Origin of the sequence: Streptomyces huasconensis (genome assembly GCF_021028635.1) — a bacterium.
Lineage (GTDB): Bacteria > Actinomycetota > Actinomycetes > Streptomycetales > Streptomycetaceae > Streptomyces > Streptomyces huasconensis.
On the sequence record NZ_CP086119.1, the window covers coordinates 6,081,260 to 6,098,065 of the forward strand.

Annotated in this window: 12 protein-coding genes and 1 pseudogene; 10 read left to right on the top strand and 3 right to left on the bottom strand. The window is 69.0% G+C overall.

The features are described 5' to 3' along the window. Positions 1-101: 101 nt before the first annotated feature. From J2N69_RS27670 to J2N69_RS27680, 3 genes are read left to right on the top strand one after another with little or no spacing between them, the layout of a single operon-like run. Positions 102-890 carry a GNAT family N-acetyltransferase gene (locus tag J2N69_RS27670; RefSeq protein ID WP_230903115.1) on the top strand — a complete coding sequence of 263 codons (789 nt, stop codon included), beginning with the start codon at positions 102-104 and terminating at the stop codon, positions 888-890. A gap of 41 nt (positions 891-931) precedes the next feature. After that, complete coding sequence (locus tag J2N69_RS27675) at positions 932-2,992, top strand: IucA/IucC family protein (protein WP_330166832.1); 2,061 nt, start codon at positions 932-934, stop codon at positions 2,990-2,992. A gap of 40 nt (positions 2,993-3,032) precedes the next feature. Then, a complete protein-coding gene (locus J2N69_RS27680; protein ID WP_230903116.1) occupies positions 3,033-5,003 on the top strand; it encodes an ATP-dependent DNA helicase in 1,971 nt (656 codons plus the stop codon). Between the two features lie 86 nt (positions 5,004-5,089). Here J2N69_RS27680 and lexA read toward each other — a convergent pair whose 3' ends face one another. After that, positions 5,090-5,875 carry a transcriptional repressor LexA gene (lexA, locus tag J2N69_RS27685; RefSeq protein ID WP_223777175.1) on the bottom strand — a complete coding sequence of 262 codons (786 nt, stop codon included), beginning with the start codon at positions 5,873-5,875 and terminating at the stop codon, positions 5,090-5,092. 495 nt (positions 5,876-6,370) lie between these two features. On the opposite strand from lexA, the gene nrdR reads away from it, so the two are divergent. Beyond that, positions 6,371-6,916 (top strand): transcriptional regulator NrdR, encoded by a 546-nt coding sequence (nrdR, locus tag J2N69_RS27690; RefSeq protein ID WP_230903117.1) that lies wholly within the window; start codon positions 6,371-6,373, stop codon positions 6,914-6,916. Between the two features lie 139 nt (positions 6,917-7,055). Further along, complete coding sequence (locus tag J2N69_RS27695) at positions 7,056-9,956, top strand: vitamin B12-dependent ribonucleotide reductase (RefSeq protein WP_230903118.1); 2,901 nt, start codon at positions 7,056-7,058, stop codon at positions 9,954-9,956. 188 nt (positions 9,957-10,144) lie between these two features. On the opposite strand, the gene J2N69_RS27700 is transcribed toward J2N69_RS27695, so the two are convergent. Beyond that, positions 10,145-10,732, bottom strand: a complete 588-nt coding sequence (locus J2N69_RS27700) for a TerD family protein (protein ID WP_269075677.1) — start codon at positions 10,730-10,732, stop codon at positions 10,145-10,147. A gap of 109 nt (positions 10,733-10,841) precedes the next feature. Here J2N69_RS27700 and J2N69_RS27705 point away from each other — a divergent pair, with 109 nt between their 5' ends. Continuing rightward, positions 10,842-11,663, top strand: coding sequence for an arylamine N-acetyltransferase family protein (locus J2N69_RS27705; RefSeq protein ID WP_230903120.1), 822 nt, complete (start codon positions 10,842-10,844; stop codon positions 11,661-11,663). A 33-nt stretch (positions 11,664-11,696) separates the two neighbouring features. Next, positions 11,697-12,302, top strand: a complete 606-nt coding sequence (locus tag J2N69_RS27710; protein WP_230903121.1) for a YdbC family protein — start codon at positions 11,697-11,699, stop codon at positions 12,300-12,302. Positions 12,303-12,326: 24 nt separating this feature from the next. On the opposite strand, the pseudogene J2N69_RS27715 reads toward J2N69_RS27710, so the two are convergent. Next, a pseudogene (locus J2N69_RS27715) lies at positions 12,327-12,935 on the bottom strand (TetR/AcrR family transcriptional regulator C-terminal ligand-binding domain-containing protein); the annotation flags it as partial. Between the two features lie 371 nt (positions 12,936-13,306). Between J2N69_RS27715 and abc-f the strand changes: the two are divergent. From abc-f to J2N69_RS27735, 3 genes are read left to right on the top strand one after another with little or no spacing between them, the layout of a single operon-like run. Beyond that, positions 13,307-14,917 carry a ribosomal protection-like ABC-F family protein gene (abc-f, locus tag J2N69_RS27725; RefSeq protein WP_408056920.1) on the top strand — a complete coding sequence of 537 codons (1,611 nt, stop codon included), beginning with the start codon at positions 13,307-13,309 and terminating at the stop codon, positions 14,915-14,917. 34 nt (positions 14,918-14,951) lie between these two features. Further along, on the top strand, positions 14,952-15,611 hold the full coding sequence (locus tag J2N69_RS27730) for a histidine phosphatase family protein (RefSeq protein WP_230903123.1): 660 nt from the start codon (positions 14,952-14,954) through the stop codon (positions 15,609-15,611). A gap of 12 nt (positions 15,612-15,623) precedes the next feature. Then, positions 15,624-16,532 (top strand): ADP-ribosylglycohydrolase family protein, encoded by a 909-nt coding sequence (locus J2N69_RS27735; RefSeq protein WP_230903124.1) that lies wholly within the window; start codon positions 15,624-15,626, stop codon positions 16,530-16,532. The last annotated feature ends 274 nt before the right edge of the window (positions 16,533-16,806 follow it).

The window sequence follows — 16,806 nt, forward strand, 5'->3', positions numbered from 1 at the left end:
GCCCCACCTCTTCAGACCCTTCAGGCCCTTCAGCTCCTTCAGACTCCCCAGGCCTCTCAGATCCTTCCGACTCTTCTGACTCTTCTGACAGGAGTGACGCCGTGTCCCCCACCGATGCAGGCACCGACGCCGGTACCGAACCCGTGGCCTCCGGCGCCGACGGCGCGGACACCCTCGACCTGCGCCTGCCCGACGAGCTCGTCGCCCTCCTGGCCGAGAGCGACGAGCGAACTCCGCGAGCAGGTCACGTCGGGCACGGCGAGCGTGCCCCGGACCCCGCTCCGGGCACCCTGGCCGTGGAGGACCTCCTCGACGGCATCGCCGCCTGGGGGCCGGTCACCACTGACGTCGGGGTCTTCCAACTCGTACCTGTCCGACTCGAACGCGACCTCCCGCTGATCAGCCGGTGGATGAACGACCCCGCCGTGGCGGCCTTCTGGGAACTGGCGGGACCCGAAAGCGTCACTGCGGAGCACCTGCGCCCCCAACTCGACGGAGATGGACGCAGCGTGCCCTGTCTCGGTGTGCTCGAAGGCATGCCGATGAGTTACTGGGAGATCTACCGGGCGGACCTCGACCCGTTGGCCCGCCTCTACCCCTCGCGTCCACACGACACCGGAATCCACCTCCTCATCGGTGGCGTCGTCAACCGCGGCCGCGGCCTCGGCACTTCCCTGCTCAGAGCCGTCGCCGATCTTGTGCTCGACCGCCGCCCTGCATGCGCACGTGTCATCGCTGAACCCGACCTGCGCAACACCCCCTCCATCTCCGCCTTCCTGAGCGCCGGCTTCCGCTTCTCCGCCGAAGTGGACCTGCCCGACAAGCGGGCGGCGCTCATGGTCCGCGACCGAGCCTGGCGCGCAGTGCTCTGCCCTGATCACTCAAAGTAACGATGCTCGACCCGATCCGGTTCCCTCACTGAGGAGTCCCCGTGCCGAATCCGTCCGCAAGCCCGATCTCCCACCCCTCCGCCGCGCTCTACGACCCGCCCGAGCTGACGCAGAACAGATGGCGCGAAGTCGGCCGCCGCCTGCTCGCCAAGATGATCGGCGAGTTCGCCTACGAGGAGATCATCAGGCCCGAGCCGGTCATCACGTCCGAGCCGGGCATAGAGGGTGAGACGGGTACCTACCGTCTCCGCCTCGACTCGGCCGAGCCGGACGCGGCCGCCGCACCACCCGAAGCCACCGCTCCCGGCGGCAGTGACCACAACGGGGACCGTGGCCGACACGGCAGCGGGACCCACGGCCGGGACGACGATCGGAGCCGGGCCCGAGCCCGGGGCAGAGACCGGGACCGCCACTACGGCCCACATCAAGACCATGAGGGCAACCACGACCACGACCCCAAGGGCAACCACAACAGCCCCTGCCTCACCTTCCGCGCCCGCCGTGGCGCGTACGGCGGCTGGCACGTGGAACCCGCCAGCCTGACCCTGAGCGAGAGCGGTGCGGCGGCCCAGCCCCTCAGTGACCCCCTCCGCTTCCTCGCGCTCGCCCGCAGGACTCTGGGACTCGATGGCGCCACGCTCGGTCACCTCCTCCGTGAACTCAGCGTGACCCTCAGTGCCGACGCCCTGATCGACCACACCGCGCTCGACGCGGCGCGACTCGCCGACCTCGGTTACGCGGAACTCGAAGGCCACCAGACCGGCCACCCCTGGCTCGTCCTCAACAAAGGGCGCATCGGTTTCTCCGCGACCGACACCGGCCTCTGGGCGCCGGAGGCCCGCCGCGCCACGACGCTCCCCTGGATCGCCGTCCACACCGACCTCGCGGTGTACCGAGGTGTCGCCGGGCTGGAGACCGCTCAGCAGCTCTACGCCCGCGAGCTTCCTGCCCCCACCCAGGAGGCCTTCGCGGACTTACTCCGCGCGCGCGGGCTCGCCCCCCAGGAGTATCTCTATCTCCCGGTGCACCCTTGGCAGTGGGACGAGGTCGTACTGCCGCTCTTCGCTCCGTCCGTCGCCGCGGATGCCATCGTTCCGCTCGGCAGCGACGGGGACGTACGCCTTGCCCAGCAGTCCATCCGTACGTTCCTCAACGCGTCCCGCCCCGACGGGCACACCGTGAAGCTGCCGCTGTCCGTCCTCAACACACTGGTCTGGCGGGGACTGCCCACGGAGCGGACGATCGCCGCGCCCGCCGTCACCGCGTGGATGCACACCCTGCGCGACATCGACCCTTTCCTGCGCGACGAGTGCCGGGTGATCCTCCTGGGCGAAGTGGCGTCGGTGGCCGTCGAACACCCTGTGTACGACGGGCTGCCGGAGGTCCCCTACCAGTACAGGGAACTCCTCGGCGCCATCTGGCGCGAGCCGATCACCCGCTATCTCGCCCCCGACGAACGCGCGCGCACCCTTGCCTCGCTGCTGCACGTCGACCCGGCCGGCAGGGCCTTCGTCACGGAGCTTGTGGAACGCTCGGGACTCGCCCCCTCCGTATGGCTGCGCCGGCTCTTCACCGCTCTGCTGCCGCCGCTCCTGCACTTCCTCTACCGCTACGGCACCGTGTTCTCCCCGCACGGGGAGAACGCCATCGTCGTCTTCGACGACAAGGACGTGCCCGTCCGCCTCGCGGTCAAGGACTTCGTGGACGACGTGAACGTCAGCGCCGTGCGGCTGCCCGAGCACGACACCATGCCCGGCGACGTGCGGGACGTACTGCTCACCGAGCCCCCCGACTTCCTCACCCAGTTCATCCACTCCGGTCTCTTCGTGGGCGTTTTCCGCTACCTGGCGCCGCTGTGCGAGAAACAACTCGGCGTGACCGAGGCCGATTTCTGGTTCGCCGTGCGCGCCGAGATCCTCCGGCACCAGGCGCGTACTCCGGAGATGAAGGAGCGGTACGAGCTGTTCGACCTGCTCACACCGCGTATCGAGCGGCTCTGCCTCAACCGGAACCGGCTCCTCCTCGACGGGTACCGCGACCGCTCGGAGCGTCCGCACGCCGCCGTGCACGGCACCGTGCCCAACCCTCTCCACCAGCCTTGATCGCGGCATTGTCAGTGGGGCACCGTAGGGTGGTCGCGCTATGACGAAGCCCTCCCTCCCCGAGCTCCTGCACGCCGCCGTCACCGCTGTCGGCGGCACGGAACGCCCTGGCCAAGTGGCCATGGCCGAGGCCGTCGCCGAGGTGATCGACGACGGCTCCCACCTGCTGGTCCAGGCCGGCACCGGCACGGGCAAATCCCTCGGCTATCTCGTGCCGGCCCTGGCGCACGGGGAGCGCGTCGTGGTCGCGACCGCCACACTCGCCCTCCAGCGCCAGCTCGTGGAGCGTGACCTTCCGCGCACGGTGGACGCGCTGCATCCGCTGATGCGCCGCCGCCCCCAGTTCGCGATGCTCAAGGGCCGCTCGAACTACCTGTGCCTCCACCGCCTCCACGAAGGCGCGCCCCAGGAAGAGGAGGAAGGGCTCTTCGACCAGTTCGAGGCGGCAGCGCCCACCAGCAAGCTGGGCCAGGACCTCCTGAGGATGCGGGACTGGGCCGACGAGACCGAGACGGGCGACCGGGACGACCTGACCCCGGGCGTCTCCGATCGAGCGTGGTCGCAGGTCTCCGTCTCCTCCAGAGAGTGCCTCGGCGCCTCGAAGTGTGCGTACGGCGCGGAGTGCTTCGCCGAGGCGGCCCGTGAGCGCGCCAAGCTCGCCGACGTCGTCGTCACCAACCACGCGCTGCTCGCCATCGACGCCATCGAAGGCGCCCCTGTCCTTCCCCAGCACGAGGTGCTGATCGTGGACGAGGCCCATGAGCTGGTCTCCCGGGTCACCGGCGTGGCCACGGGCGAGCTCACCCCCGGTCAGGTCAACCGCGCGGTCCGCCGAGCCGCCAAGCTTGTCAACGAAAAGGCTGCCGACCAGCTCCAGACAGCGTCCGAAGGCTTCGAACGGCTGATGGAGCTGGCCCTCCCGGGCCGCCTGGAAGAGATCCCCGAAGACCTCGGGTACGCGCTGATGGCCCTGCGCGACGCCGCGCGCACGGTCATCACGGCGCTCGGTTCCACCCGGGACAAGTCGGTCCAGGACGAGGACGCGGTCCGCAAGCAAGCACTCGCCTCCGTGGAGTCGATCCACGACGTGGCGGAGCGCATCACGAACGGCTCCGAGTACGACGTCGTCTGGTACGAGCGGCACGACCGTTTCGGAGCCTCCCTGCGCGTGGCCCCGATGTCCGTGTCGGGCCTCCTTCGGGAGAAGCTCTTCACCGAGCGTTCGGTGATCCTCACCTCCGCCACGCTCAAGCTCGGCGGCGACTTCAACGGCGTCGGGGCGTCGCTCGGCCTGGCCCCGGAGGGCGCCGAGTCCGACGACGCGCCCCAGTGGAAGGGCCTCGACGTCGGCTCCCCGTTCGACTACGGCAAACAGGGCATCCTCTACGTCGCCAAGCACCTGGCCCGTCCGGGCCGCGAGGGCACGCGGGGCGACATGCTCGATGAACTGACCGAGCTGATCGAGGCGGCAGGCGGCCGGACGCTCGGCCTGTTCTCCTCCATGCGAGCGGCTCAGAGCGCGGCGGAGGAGCTGCGGGAGCGGCTCGACATGCCCATCCTCCTCCAGGGCGAGGAGACCCTGGGTGAGCTGATCAAGGGCTTCGCGGCAGACGCGAAGACCTGCCTCTTCGGGACGCTCTCGCTCTGGCAGGGCGTGGACGTGCCGGGCCCCAGCTGCCAGCTGGTGATCATGGACAAGATCCCGTTCCCGCGCCCCGACGACCCGCTGATGAGCGCCCGCCAGAAGGCGGTCGACGAGGCCGGCGGCAACGGCTTCATGGCCGTCGCGGCCACCCATGCGGCTCTCCTGATGGCGCAGGGCGCGGGGCGTCTCGTACGCGCGTCCGGGGACCGCGGGGTGGTCGCCGTCCTGGACCCCCGGCTGGCCACCGCGCGCTATGGCAGCTATCTGCGGGCCTCACTGCCGGACTTCTGGTACACGACGGACCGTAATCAGGCGCGTCGCTCCCTTGCCGCGATCGACGCCGCGGCCAAGGCGGCCGAGGCGTAGACAGTCTGGGCGGCGTTGCGAGCCTGGACGCAGCAGGGCCCCGGAACCGGCGCAGTTGGTTCCGGGGCCCGGTCAGAAGCGCAGGCTCACACCCGCCGCAGCACCGCCACGACCTTGCCGAGGATCGTCGCCTCGTCGCCGGGAATCGGCTGGTACGCGGAGTTGTGCGGGAGGAGCCAGACGTGCCCGTCCTCGCGCTTGAAACGCTTGACCGTGGCTTCGCCGTCCAGCATGGCGGCCACGATGTCGCCGTTCTCCGCGACGGGCTGGCGGCGCACCGTGACCCAGTCGCCGTCGCAGATCGCGGCCTCGATCATCGAGTCACCGACGACCTTCAGCACGAAGAGCTCTCCATCGCCCACGAGCTGCCGGGGGAGAGGGAAGACGTCCTCCACCGACTCCTCGGCGAGGATCGGACCACCGGCGGCGATGCGGCCGACGAGCGGCACGTACGACGCGGCGGGCTTGCCGGTGGTGTCCGTGGGCTGGCTGCTCGGCTGGTCCGAGCCGCGCACCTCGTACGCGCGCGGGCGGTGGGGGTCGCGGCGGAGGAAGCCCTTGCGCTCCAGGGCCATCAGCTGGTGGGCCACCGAGGAAGTGCTGGAGAGGCCGACCGCCTGACCGATCTCTCGCATCGACGGTGGGTAGCCGCGCCGCTGCACGGAGTCCCTGATGACCTCGATCACCCTGCGTTGCCGGTCCGTGAGCCCCGAGCTGTCGGCGCGGATGCCTGGAGGTCGGCCCGGCAGGGAGCGAGCGGGCTTGGGCCCCTCCTGGTTCGTGGCTGCGTCATTCATGGCATGCACCGGCTCGAGTCGGCTCTGGGAGCGGTCCTGGGCAGTGATGGTGGCGCTGTCTGCGGTGGTGGTCACGTCGGTCGGCCCCTCTCGAGATGTTCTCTCCCTAGCTAGCCAACGGTAGTTGCTTTCGAAAGGTTGCGCCAAACACACGTTCGAGTGAAAAATCGCTGATTACCTGACGTGATCAGGTTTCCAGGTGTATGGCCGACGCTCGGGCCGAACGGCAATTCGGTTCATTACGGTACGCTTCACCGCCGAGGCAGTGAGCCCCTCGCTGGGCTCCCATACTGCCACCCGGTGCCCCGTCAACCCGGCACCGGCCCCCTTTCCGAGCTGCGCGCGTGACGCCTTCGCGGGCCTGGCGCGGCCCGGGGCGGTGCGACACGCGAGGGGGCGAAAAAGCGGTCAAACCCCAGATCTAGTGGTTGGATTGCGGAGGCAGCCCAGAAGTTGTGGTCCCTGGTCTTTCAGGGGCTCACGCATCGCCTATGCTTGGGGCTGCTTCGAGGGGCCCCACGGGTCCGTTGACGCTTATGAGTCGTGCCGTGAAGGAGGGTTGGGAGTTCCATGCACTGCCCCTTCTGCAGGCACCCCGACAGCCGCGTAGTCGACAGCCGCACCACGGACGACGGCACGTCGATCCGAAGGCGCCGCCAGTGCCCCGATTGCTCCCGTCGTTTCACGACCGTGGAGACGTGCTCACTGATGGTGATCAAGCGCAGCGGCGTGACCGAGCCCTTCAGCCGTACGAAGGTCATCAATGGCGTCCGTAAGGCGTGCCAGGGGCGGCCGGTCACCGAGGATGCCCTCGCCCTTCTCGGGCAGCGGGTGGAAGAGGCTGTCCGTGCCACCGGAAGCGCCGAGCTGACCACCCACGACGTCGGGCTGGCCATACTCGGTCCGCTGCAGGAACTCGACCTCGTCGCCTACCTGCGCTTCGCCTCCGTGTACCGCGCATTCGACTCGCTCGAAGACTTCGAGGCTGCCATCGGGGAGCTGAGGGAACAGCGGCTCGACGCGGAGCCGCGCGACGCGGGCGGAGAGCGCGTCGTGCATGAATGCGGGCCCGGAGGGACTGCCGAAGTCCCGGTGCCCGCCACCGCCGCCGACTGACCGGCTGACCGACCGGCCGGCGGCGAAACCAGACCTGTCGTGGGTGTCCTTTGCGATGCCCGCGACGCCAAGATACACATCCGTGTCACGGGAAGATCGTGGCACTTCAGGGCGTTTTAGCCTGAAACAGGGAGGCGGCATGACCGAGACGACGAGCGGCCCGGCACGAGGTTCCCGCGCCAAGGGGTCCAAGGCCAAGGGTCTGCGCATCGAGCGCATCCACACGACCCCCGGCGTGCATCCGTACGACGAGGTGGTCTGGGAGCGCCGTGACGTCGTCATGACCAACTGGCGCGACGGCTCGGTCAACTTCGAGCAGCGTGGCGTCGAGTTCCCCGACTTCTGGTCGGTGAACGCGGTCAACATCGTCACCAGCAAGTATTTCCGCGGGGCCGTCGGTACCCCGCAGCGCGAGACCGGCCTCAAGCAGCTGATCGACCGCATCGTGAAGACCTACCGCAAGGCCGGCGAGGACTACAACTACTTCGCCTCGCCCGCCGATGCCGAAATCTTCGAGCACGAGCTGGCGTACGCCCTCCTGCACCAGATCTTCAGCTTCAACTCGCCGGTCTGGTTCAACGTCGGCACGCCCCAGCCGCAGCAGGTCTCCGCCTGCTTCATCCTGGCCGTCGACGACTCCATGGAGTCGATCCTCGACTGGTACAAGGAAGAGGGCATGATCTTCAAGGGCGGCTCCGGCGCCGGCCTGAACCTCTCCCGCATCCGTTCCTCCAAGGAACTGCTGTCCTCCGGGGGCAACGCCTCGGGTCCTGTCTCCTTCATGCGCGGTGCCGACGCTTCCGCAGGAACGATCAAGTCCGGTGGCGCCACGCGCCGCGCGGCCAAGATGGTCATCCTCGACGTCGACCACCCCGACATCGAGGGCTTCATCGAGACCAAGGTCAAGGAAGAGGAGAAGATCCGCGCCCTGCGTGACGCGGGCTTCGACATGGACCTGGGCGGTGACGACATCACGTCCGTCCAGTACCAGAACGCCAACAACTCGGTCCGGGTGAACGACGAGTTCATGAAGGCCGTGGAGTCCGGCTCCAAGTTCGGCCTGCGGGCCCGGATGACCGGTGACGTCATCGAGGAGGTCGACGCCAAGTCGCTCTTCCGCAAGATGGCCGAGGCCGCCTGGGCCTGCGCCGACCCCGGCATCCAGTACGACGACACCATCAACGCCTGGCACACCTGCCCGGAGTCCGGCCGGATCAACGGCTCGAACCCGTGCAGTGAGTACATGCACCTGGACAACACGTCCTGCAACCTCGCCTCGCTGAACCTCATGAAGTTCCTCAAGGACGATGGCAAGGGCACCCAGTCCTTCGACGTTGAGCGCTTCGCGAAGGTCGTCGAGCTGGTCATCACCGCGATGGACATCTCGATCTGCTTCGCGGACTTCCCGACCCAGAAGATCGGCGAGAACACCCGCGCCTTCCGTCAGCTGGGCATCGGTTACGCCAACCTCGGCGCCCTGCTGATGGCCACCGGTCACGCGTACGACTCCGACGGCGGCCGCGCCCTCGCCGGTGCCATCACGTCGCTGATGACGGGTACGTCGTACAAGCGTTCCGCCGAGCTGGCCGCGGTCGTCGGCCCCTACGACGGTTACGCCCGCAACGCCGAGCCGCACAAGCGCGTCATGAAGCAGCACGCCGATGCCAACGCCTCGGCCGTCCGCATGGACGACCTGGACACGCCGATCTGGGCCGCCGCCACGGAGGCCTGGCAGGACGTGATCCGCCTCGGCGAGAAGAACGGTTTCCGTAACTCCCAGGCGTCCGTCATCGCCCCGACCGGCACCATCGGTCTCGCGATGTCCTGCGACACCACGGGCCTGGAGCCCGACCTCGCCCTGGTGAAGTTCAAGAAGCTCGTCGGCGGCGGCTCGATGCAGATCGTCAACGGCACCGTGCCGCAGGCCCTGCGTCGCCTGGGCTACCAGGAGGAGCAGATCGAGGCGATCGTCGCCCACATCGCCGAGAACGGCAATGTGATCGACGCCCCGGGCCTGAAGACCGAGCACTACGAGGTCTTCGACTGCGCCATGGGTGAGCGCTCCATCTCCGCGATGGGCCACGTCCGCATGATGGCCGCGATTCAGCCGTGGATCTCGGGCGCCCTCTCGAAGACGGTCAACCTCCCGGAGACCGCCACCGTCGAGGACGTCGAAGAGGTCTACTTCGAGGCCTGGAAGATGGGCGTCAAGGCGCTCGCCATCTACCGCGACAACTGCAAGGTCGGCCAGCCGCTCTCCGCCAAGAAGAAGGAGACGGAGAAGACCGAGATCACCGAGAAGGCCGAGGAGACGATCCGCGCCGCGGTCGAGAAGGTGGTCGAGTACCGCCCGGTCCGCAAGCGCCTCCCGAAGGGTCGCCCCGGCATCACCACCTCCTTCACGGTGGGCGGCGCCGAGGGTTACATGACGGCCAACTCCTACCCGGACGACGGTCTCGGCGAGGTCTTCCTGAAGATGTCCAAGCAGGGCTCGACCCTCGCGGGCATGATGGACGCCTTCTCGATCGCCGTCTCCGTCGGTCTGCAGTACGGCGTGCCCCTGGAGACGTACGTCTCCAAGTTCACGAACATGCGTTTCGAGCCGGCCGGTATGACGGACGACCCGGACGTGCGGATGGCGCAGTCGATCGTCGACTACATCTTCCGCCGCCTGGCGCTGGACTTCCTGCCCTTCGAGACGCGCTCCGCGCTCGGCATCCACTCCGCCGAGGAGCGTCAGCGTCACCTGGAGACGGGTTCCTACGAGCCGTCGCTCGACGACTCCGAGGTCGACGTCGAAGGGCTGGCACAGTCGGCTCCGCGCCAGACCGAGTCGCTGAAGGCGGTCGCCACGCCGAAGGCTGAGACCGAGGCGGCGCAGCCCGCCCCGCAGCAGGCGCACACCAGCGCCGAGCTCGTCGAGATGCAGCTGGGCATCCAGGCCGACGCGCCGCTGTGCTTCTCCTGCGGTACGAAGATGCAGCGGGCCGGCTCCTGCTACATCTGCGAGGGCTGCGGCTCCACCAGCGGCTGCAGCTGACCTGTGAAGGGCTGTGCCGGGCGCGCTTCCGGCACAGCTGATCGGGTGCCTGCCTGCTGACAGCGGCATGAAGGGGATCGGCGACTCGTCGGTCCCCTTCGTCGTGCCCGCAGGGCTCTTCCTGGGAACGCCGTCCCCGCGCACCGCTCAGCGTGGGCCAAGATTTCGGCCGCCCCATGAGGCCGATGTCAGACTTCGCTCCCCATGAGGGCAGCGAACGACGTGGGATCGGCGTCGAAACCGCGGATCGCCTCGCGGAACGTCCATGTCCCGGACTCGTCCCGCGTGAATTCGGCGATGGTCGTGGCCGTGCTGCCGGCGACGGCCGCCAGGTCACTCTGTGCCAGGTCCGTGTACCCCTCGCGGATGCGCACGACGGTGTTCGTGATGTCGCCGAACACCTTCTGTCCTTCCTGCTGCTGGATCGCCACCCCCACCACGACCCGGGAGTACCTGGACGCGAGGCGGTCCAACTCCAGGACCATGACCTCGTCGAAACCGAAGCCCTGACCCGTCCGGCTGTCACGGTTGAGGGTGATCGTGCCGTCCGGTGAGCGGCTGTCGAAATGGACGAGGTACACGGGATTGCCGTACGGAGCCTCCGACGCGTACGTCGCGGCGATGATGTCGAGGTCGTTGGGCGGGGTACCGGCCGGGCTGGGGTCCCACTTGAGGCCTACTTCGACCTTCTTGATTCCCTTGCTGACACTGCTCATTGGACTTCCCCCTCCTCGTGACCTGGCCGTCGTCGATCCGCCAGGATGTCCCGGACACACGCTACGGCGTAGGACTGACAACGGAGTAGCTTCCCTGGTCAAAAGGGTGCGACAAGCCGCAGGGCGAGGCGGGCCAGGGGGCCGCAGCCACCATGGGGATCATTGCCTCATGACATGGAACGGGGAAGAACTCGACATCGAGGCCTACTTGGCCAGGCTCGGGCACACAGGTGGGGCGAAGCCGGATCTGGACAGCTTGCGCGCACTGCACAGGGCGCACGTGGCGGCGATCCCCTTCGAGAACCTCGAAATGATGCTCGGCCGTCCGGTTCCGCTGGACCTTTCCGCGCTGCAGGACAAGATGGTCCGCGGGCGGCGGGGAGGCTACTGCTACGAGCAGAACCTCCTGTTCGCGGCGGCTCTGGAGCGCATCGGCTTCAGTGTCACCGGACTTGGGGCGCGCGTCAGGGCCGGGGCGTCCACCACGCGCGCGGTGACGCACATGCTTTTGAAGGTCGAGGTGGACGGCGAGGAGTGGCACTGTGACGTCGGCTTCGGCGCCGACGGGCTGCTGGAGCCGATTCCGCTGCGCGACGGCGCTGAAATGCACCAAGGGGAGTGGCGATTCCAGCTTCACCGTGAGGACACCGGGGTTCTGGTCCTGCGGACATGGCGCAGTGGCGGATGGTTCGACTTGTACGCCTACACCTTGGAGCCCCGCTTGCCTGTCGACTACGTAGTGATGAACCACTACACGGCGACTCACCCCAAGTCGTCCTTCATCCGTCGGCCGGTGGTGCAGAGGGCCGCTCCGGAGGTGCGCCGCCGGCTGGTGGGCGATCGGCTGAGCCGGACGCGTCCAGACGGCTCGCTCGACGAACAGGACGTTCCTGTGGGTGAATTGACCACGATTCTCGCTCGGGAGTTCGGTATCGAGCTGGAAGCCGCTGACGCTGCCGAGTTGATCCGGGTGCACTACGCCGGAGCGTGACCCGGGTCGCACTCCGCGCCGTACGATGGCGCGGTGCTGGTCAAGTGGACACGCTGCACCGTGGTGGACCGTCGGGGGTTCGAGCGAGGACAGCGGAAATGGGCGGGGCTTTTGGGGGAGCCGGGGTTCCGGGGGCAGGGCGGGGGGTGGAGCCGAGGGCGGCCGGGCGTCGCCCATGTCTTCGCCTTCTGGGAAAGCCGGGCCTTTTATGACTCCTTCATGGCTCGCTCACACGACCGCCTGGCGGCTGCGCAAGGGGGTACGTACAAGGACCTCCAGGCCAAGCTCTTCGATCACCGCTTCGACGTGAAGACGGGCTTCGAGCCGCGCTTCACGGGTGCGGACGTGGTGCGGGTGGCGCACTGCCGGGTCCATGAAGAGCGGGTCGAACACTTCGCCCTGATGCAGGAGAAAGTGTGGAACCCGGCGATGGCCGGCTCACCCGGGATGGTGCGAGGGCTCTTCGGAGAGGCGCCCGGACATGAGTTCCTCGTGCTCTCCATGTGGCAGTCCGCCGCCGAGCACGGAAAATACCGTGCCGAGCGGGTGGAGCGTCTCTCGCTGCGTGCGCAGACGGATGCCGATGTCGCCGCCCTCGCCGGTGACATCGTGCACCTGGAGCCCTCCTGGACGGTGTGACCCCTTCTCGCGGCGCGGGGGCCGTCATCGCCCGGCGAACACCCCTGCGCGCGTGGCGGCGAAGGCCGCCGCCGCCGACTGGTCGGCGAGCGCCGCGTCGATCGGCTCGCGTGTGATGAACACGCGGAAGAGGAGGGGCGCGGACACGGCGCGGACGAGGGCTGCCGCGTCGGTGTCAGCGGTTGCCTCGCCGCGCTCTATGGCACGCTTGACGACCACCTCGCAGCGGCTGAACCGCTCGGCGTAGAAGGAGTGGAGGGCTTGGGCGGCCCGCTCGGACTGGAAGGCGGCGGCGATGAAGGCGGTCGGTGCCGCGGCCGACGCCTCGTCGGAGAAGGAGTCGACCACCTCCCGGGCCAGTTCCCGCAGATCCCCTTCGAGGCTGCCGGTGTCCGGTGGTGTCCACGTGTCCTCGCCCGCCAGGTCCAGGGCGTCGGCGACCATGCCTTCGAGCCCGCCCCAGCGGCGGTACAGCGTGGTCTTGTGGACCCCTGAGTGATCGGCCACGTACTCGACGGTTAGGCCGGGATACCCGTGGTCGGCGAGGCCGCTCAGCACGGCGTCGCGGACGGCGGCGCGGGTGCGGGCCGTGCGGCCGCCGGGGCGGCGGGTGCCGGGGGCGGCGCTCGACGCGGCCGGCTCGGGTCCGTCGGGCTTCGACGCCGCCGCGCGACGGGGCGACTTCGTGAGCCGCGGTGGTTCGGGGGCAGACGGTTGTTCGGTGAGCCGCGCTGGCTCGGTGAGCTGGGTCGGGGCTCCTTCGGGCTGGTTCCGTCGGCCTCCGCCGCCACTCGTCGAACTAGCGGCGCGCTGGTCCGCGTCGCGTCTCTGGCCCCTCTGACCAGCGGCAACAGGCCTATTTGCCATGGCCTACCCCTCTCCGTCATCTCATCTCGACGGAGTCTACTGCAACTGCTGTTGCGTTAGTCCGATCGCCATGCTACACTCGACGTAACGCAACAGCCGTAGCGTTTGGTGACGTGAATCTGGAATCGGGGGAGCCGTTGCCTACTCAGATCTCTCTGCATGGCGTGACCAAGGCCCGTGGTGATCGGCTGCTGTTCGACGCGGTCTCCCTCGCGATCAGGCCGGGCGAGCGCATAGGCGTCGTGGGGGAGAACGGCGCGGGTAAGTCGACGCTGCTGCACCTGATGTCCGGTGACGAACGACCCGACGAAGGTCAGGTCGTGACCGTCGCCGAACACGGGGCGGGGTTGTTGGCGCAGACTCCCCGGTTGCCTGCCGACCACAGTGTCGGTGACGCTGTCGACGCGGCGCTGGCCGAGCTGCGGACCATGGAGCGACGGCTGCGTGCCCTCGAAGCGGACCTCGGCTCCGCCACCGAAGAGGATCTGGGGGAGTACGGCGACCTGCTGACGACCTACGAACTGCGCGGCGGCTATGAGGCGGACGCGCGCGTGGACAAGGCGATGCACGGCCTGGGCCTCGGGCACATCGGCAAGGACAGAACCCTGGGCAGTCTCTCCGGGGGTGAGCAGGCGCGGCTCGGTCTGGCCTGCCTCGTCGCCGCCGCCCCGGAAGTCATGCTCCTGGACGAGCCGACGAACCACTTGGACGAGGGGGCGCTGGACTGGCTGGAGAGCGCCCTGTCGGCACATCGCGGCACGGTGGTGGCGGTCTCCCACGACCGCACCTTCTTGGAGCGGGTCACCACCGTGATCCTCGAAGTGGACGGCGACCGCAGGACAGTGGTGCGGCACGGCGGCGGCTATCAAGGGCTGCTGGCGGAGCGGGCGGCGGCCCGCGCGCGCTGGGAGCAGGAGTACGCGCAGTGGTGCGAGGAGACCACACGGCTTCAGGAGTTCATGGCGACCACCGCCCATGCTGTCGCCGGCGGACGCGCCATGAAGGACAACAACAAAATGGCGTACGACCGGGCGGGAGGCCGTGTCCAGGCCTCCGTCTCGGGCCGGGTGCGCAACGTGCAGGAGCGGCTCCGCCGGCTCCATGAGCAGCCCGTGCCCAAGCCGCCCGAGCCGCTGAGGTTCGCGGCTCGTCCCATGACGGGCGCCACCGAAGGCGCGTTGGTGGCCTTGAGGGACGTACGCGTGGGCGAGCGGCTCGCCGTGGAGGAACTCACGGTGTCGGCCGGTGAGCGCCTGCTGATCCACGGGGGCAACGGCGCGGGGAAGTCCACTTTGCTGCGCACCTTGGCGGGCGTTCTGGAACCGGACGAAGGCACCGTTGTCCGCAGGGGGCGGATCGGCTATCTGGCGCAGGAGGTACCGGTCCGACGTCCTGCCGAGCGCGTCCTTGGGGCCTTCGGCAAAGGGCTCGGGCTGACCGAGGAGGAGCAGACGGAGTTGCTCCTTTCCTTCGGACTGTTCCGGGAAGGCGATCTGCACGTCCCGGTGGGGGCGCTCTCCGCCGGGCAGCGCCGGAGGCTGGCTCTCGCGCGGCTGCTCGCCAGACCCGCGGACCTGCTGCTTCTCGACGAGCCCGCCAACCATCTGGCGCTCGGCCTGGTCGAGGAGTTGGAGATGGCACTCGACGAATGGACAGGAGCGCTGGTCGTCGTCTCGCACGACCGGTCGCTGCGGCGGCGCTTCACGGGCCGAATACGCCGGATGGAGTCGGGACGGCTACCCGCCTGACCCACCCGCGACAGAGCCGATCTAGGGTTTCCGCATGGCACGCCCGCGGCGCATCATCCTGGTCCGGCACGGCGAGTCGGCGGGGAACGCCGACGACACCGTGTACGAGCGCGAGCCCGATCACGCGCTCGCCCTCACCGAGACGGGGCGGGCCCAGGCGGCGGAGACGGGCAGACGGCTGCGGGAGGTGCTCGGCCGGGAACGGGTGAGCGTGTACGTCTCGCCGTACCGCCGCACGCACGAGACGCTGCAGGAGTTCCGGCTCGACCCGGAGCTGGTGCGGGTGCGCGAGGAGCCCAGGTTGCGGGAGCAGGACTGGGGCAACTGGCAGGACAGGGACGACGTGCGCCTCCAGAAGGCGTACCGGGACGCGTACGGCCACTTCTTCTACCGCTTCGCGCAGGGCGAGTCGGGGGCGGATGTCTACGACAGGGTGGGGGCCTTCCTGGAGAGCCTCTACCGGAGCTTCGAGGCCCCGGACCACCCGCCGAACGTCCTGCTGGTCACACACGGGCTCACCATGCGGCTGTTCTGCATGCGCTGGTTCCACTGGACGGTGGCAGAGTTCGAGTCCCTGGCCAACCCGGGGAACGGCGAGATGAGGATGCTGGTGCTGGGCGAGGACGGCAAGTACGTACTGGACCGGCCGTTCGTGCGCTGGCGGGAGCCGGAGCCGTACGGCGTCACCGGATAGAGTGGCAGGGCGATGACCGCTGACTCCTCTCCCGACCGGCGCCTGGAGCGCGCTCTGGCCAGCCTGCGCGGACTGGCGGTGGGGGACGCGCTGGGCTCCCAGTTCTTCGTGCCCGCGCACTACCCGCTGCTCAAGCACCGACAGCTGCCGGACGCCCCGTGGCAGTGGACCGACGACACCGAGATGGCCTGCTCAGTGCTGGCCGTCCTCATAGAGCACCACCGGATCGATCAGGACGCGCTGGCCCGGTCCTTCGCCGAGCACCACGACTTCGACCGCGGGTACGGCCCTGCGGTGAACCGGCTCCTGCGGCAGGTTCGTGAGGGCGGTGACTGGCGGGAACTGGCCTCTGCGCTGTTCAAGGGGCAAGGGTCCTGGGGCAACGGCGCAGCGATGCGGATCGCTCCGCTCGGCGCCTGGTACGCGGACGACCCGGAGCAGGCGACACATCAGGCGGAGATCTCGGCCTACACCACGCACCAGCACCGGGAGGCAGTGGTCGGGGCGATGGCGGTGGCCGCGGCCGCGGCGCTGACGGCCGACCCGGCGGGGCCGCCGACGCCGCAGGCACTCCTTGACGGTGTCATCGCCCTGGTGCCGCGCAGTGCCGTGGGCGCGGGACTGCGCAGGGCGCGGGACATGCTCGACTACGGCGACGCGGCGACGGTCGCCGCGATCCTGGGGTGCGGCCGCCGCACGACGGCCCACGACACGGTGCCGTTCGCGTTGTGGTCGGCGGCCCGGGGGCTGGGGGCGTATGAACGAGCCATCTGGGATACCGCCCAGGTGGGCGGCGACATGGATACGACCTGCGCCATCGTGGGAGGCGTAGTCGCTTCCGGGGAAGGCGGCTTGCCGCCCGGGGAGTGGCTGGAGCGGACCGAGGCGCTGCCGGGCTGGTTGCCGGCAGGGAAGGCCTGAGCCCGGGCATTCCGGGAGCCATTAGCGGCTCCACGTCACGGTCGTGCCACAGGCGCGCCCTGGCTGGCAGCTGGGCACGGACGCGCGGATACGCTGATGCGGCCCGCCAATTGATCTTGGTTGGTGCGCGTTGTAACGAGATGCCGGTCCCGGCAGCCCAGTGGCCACCTCCGTGAGCCGCGCGCGGCAGCGGTGAACCGGCCGGGAGGGGGTCCCGTGTCCGACACAGCAGCCGATGGTGACGTACCTGCGAGGGGTGACGTTCCAGCTGGTG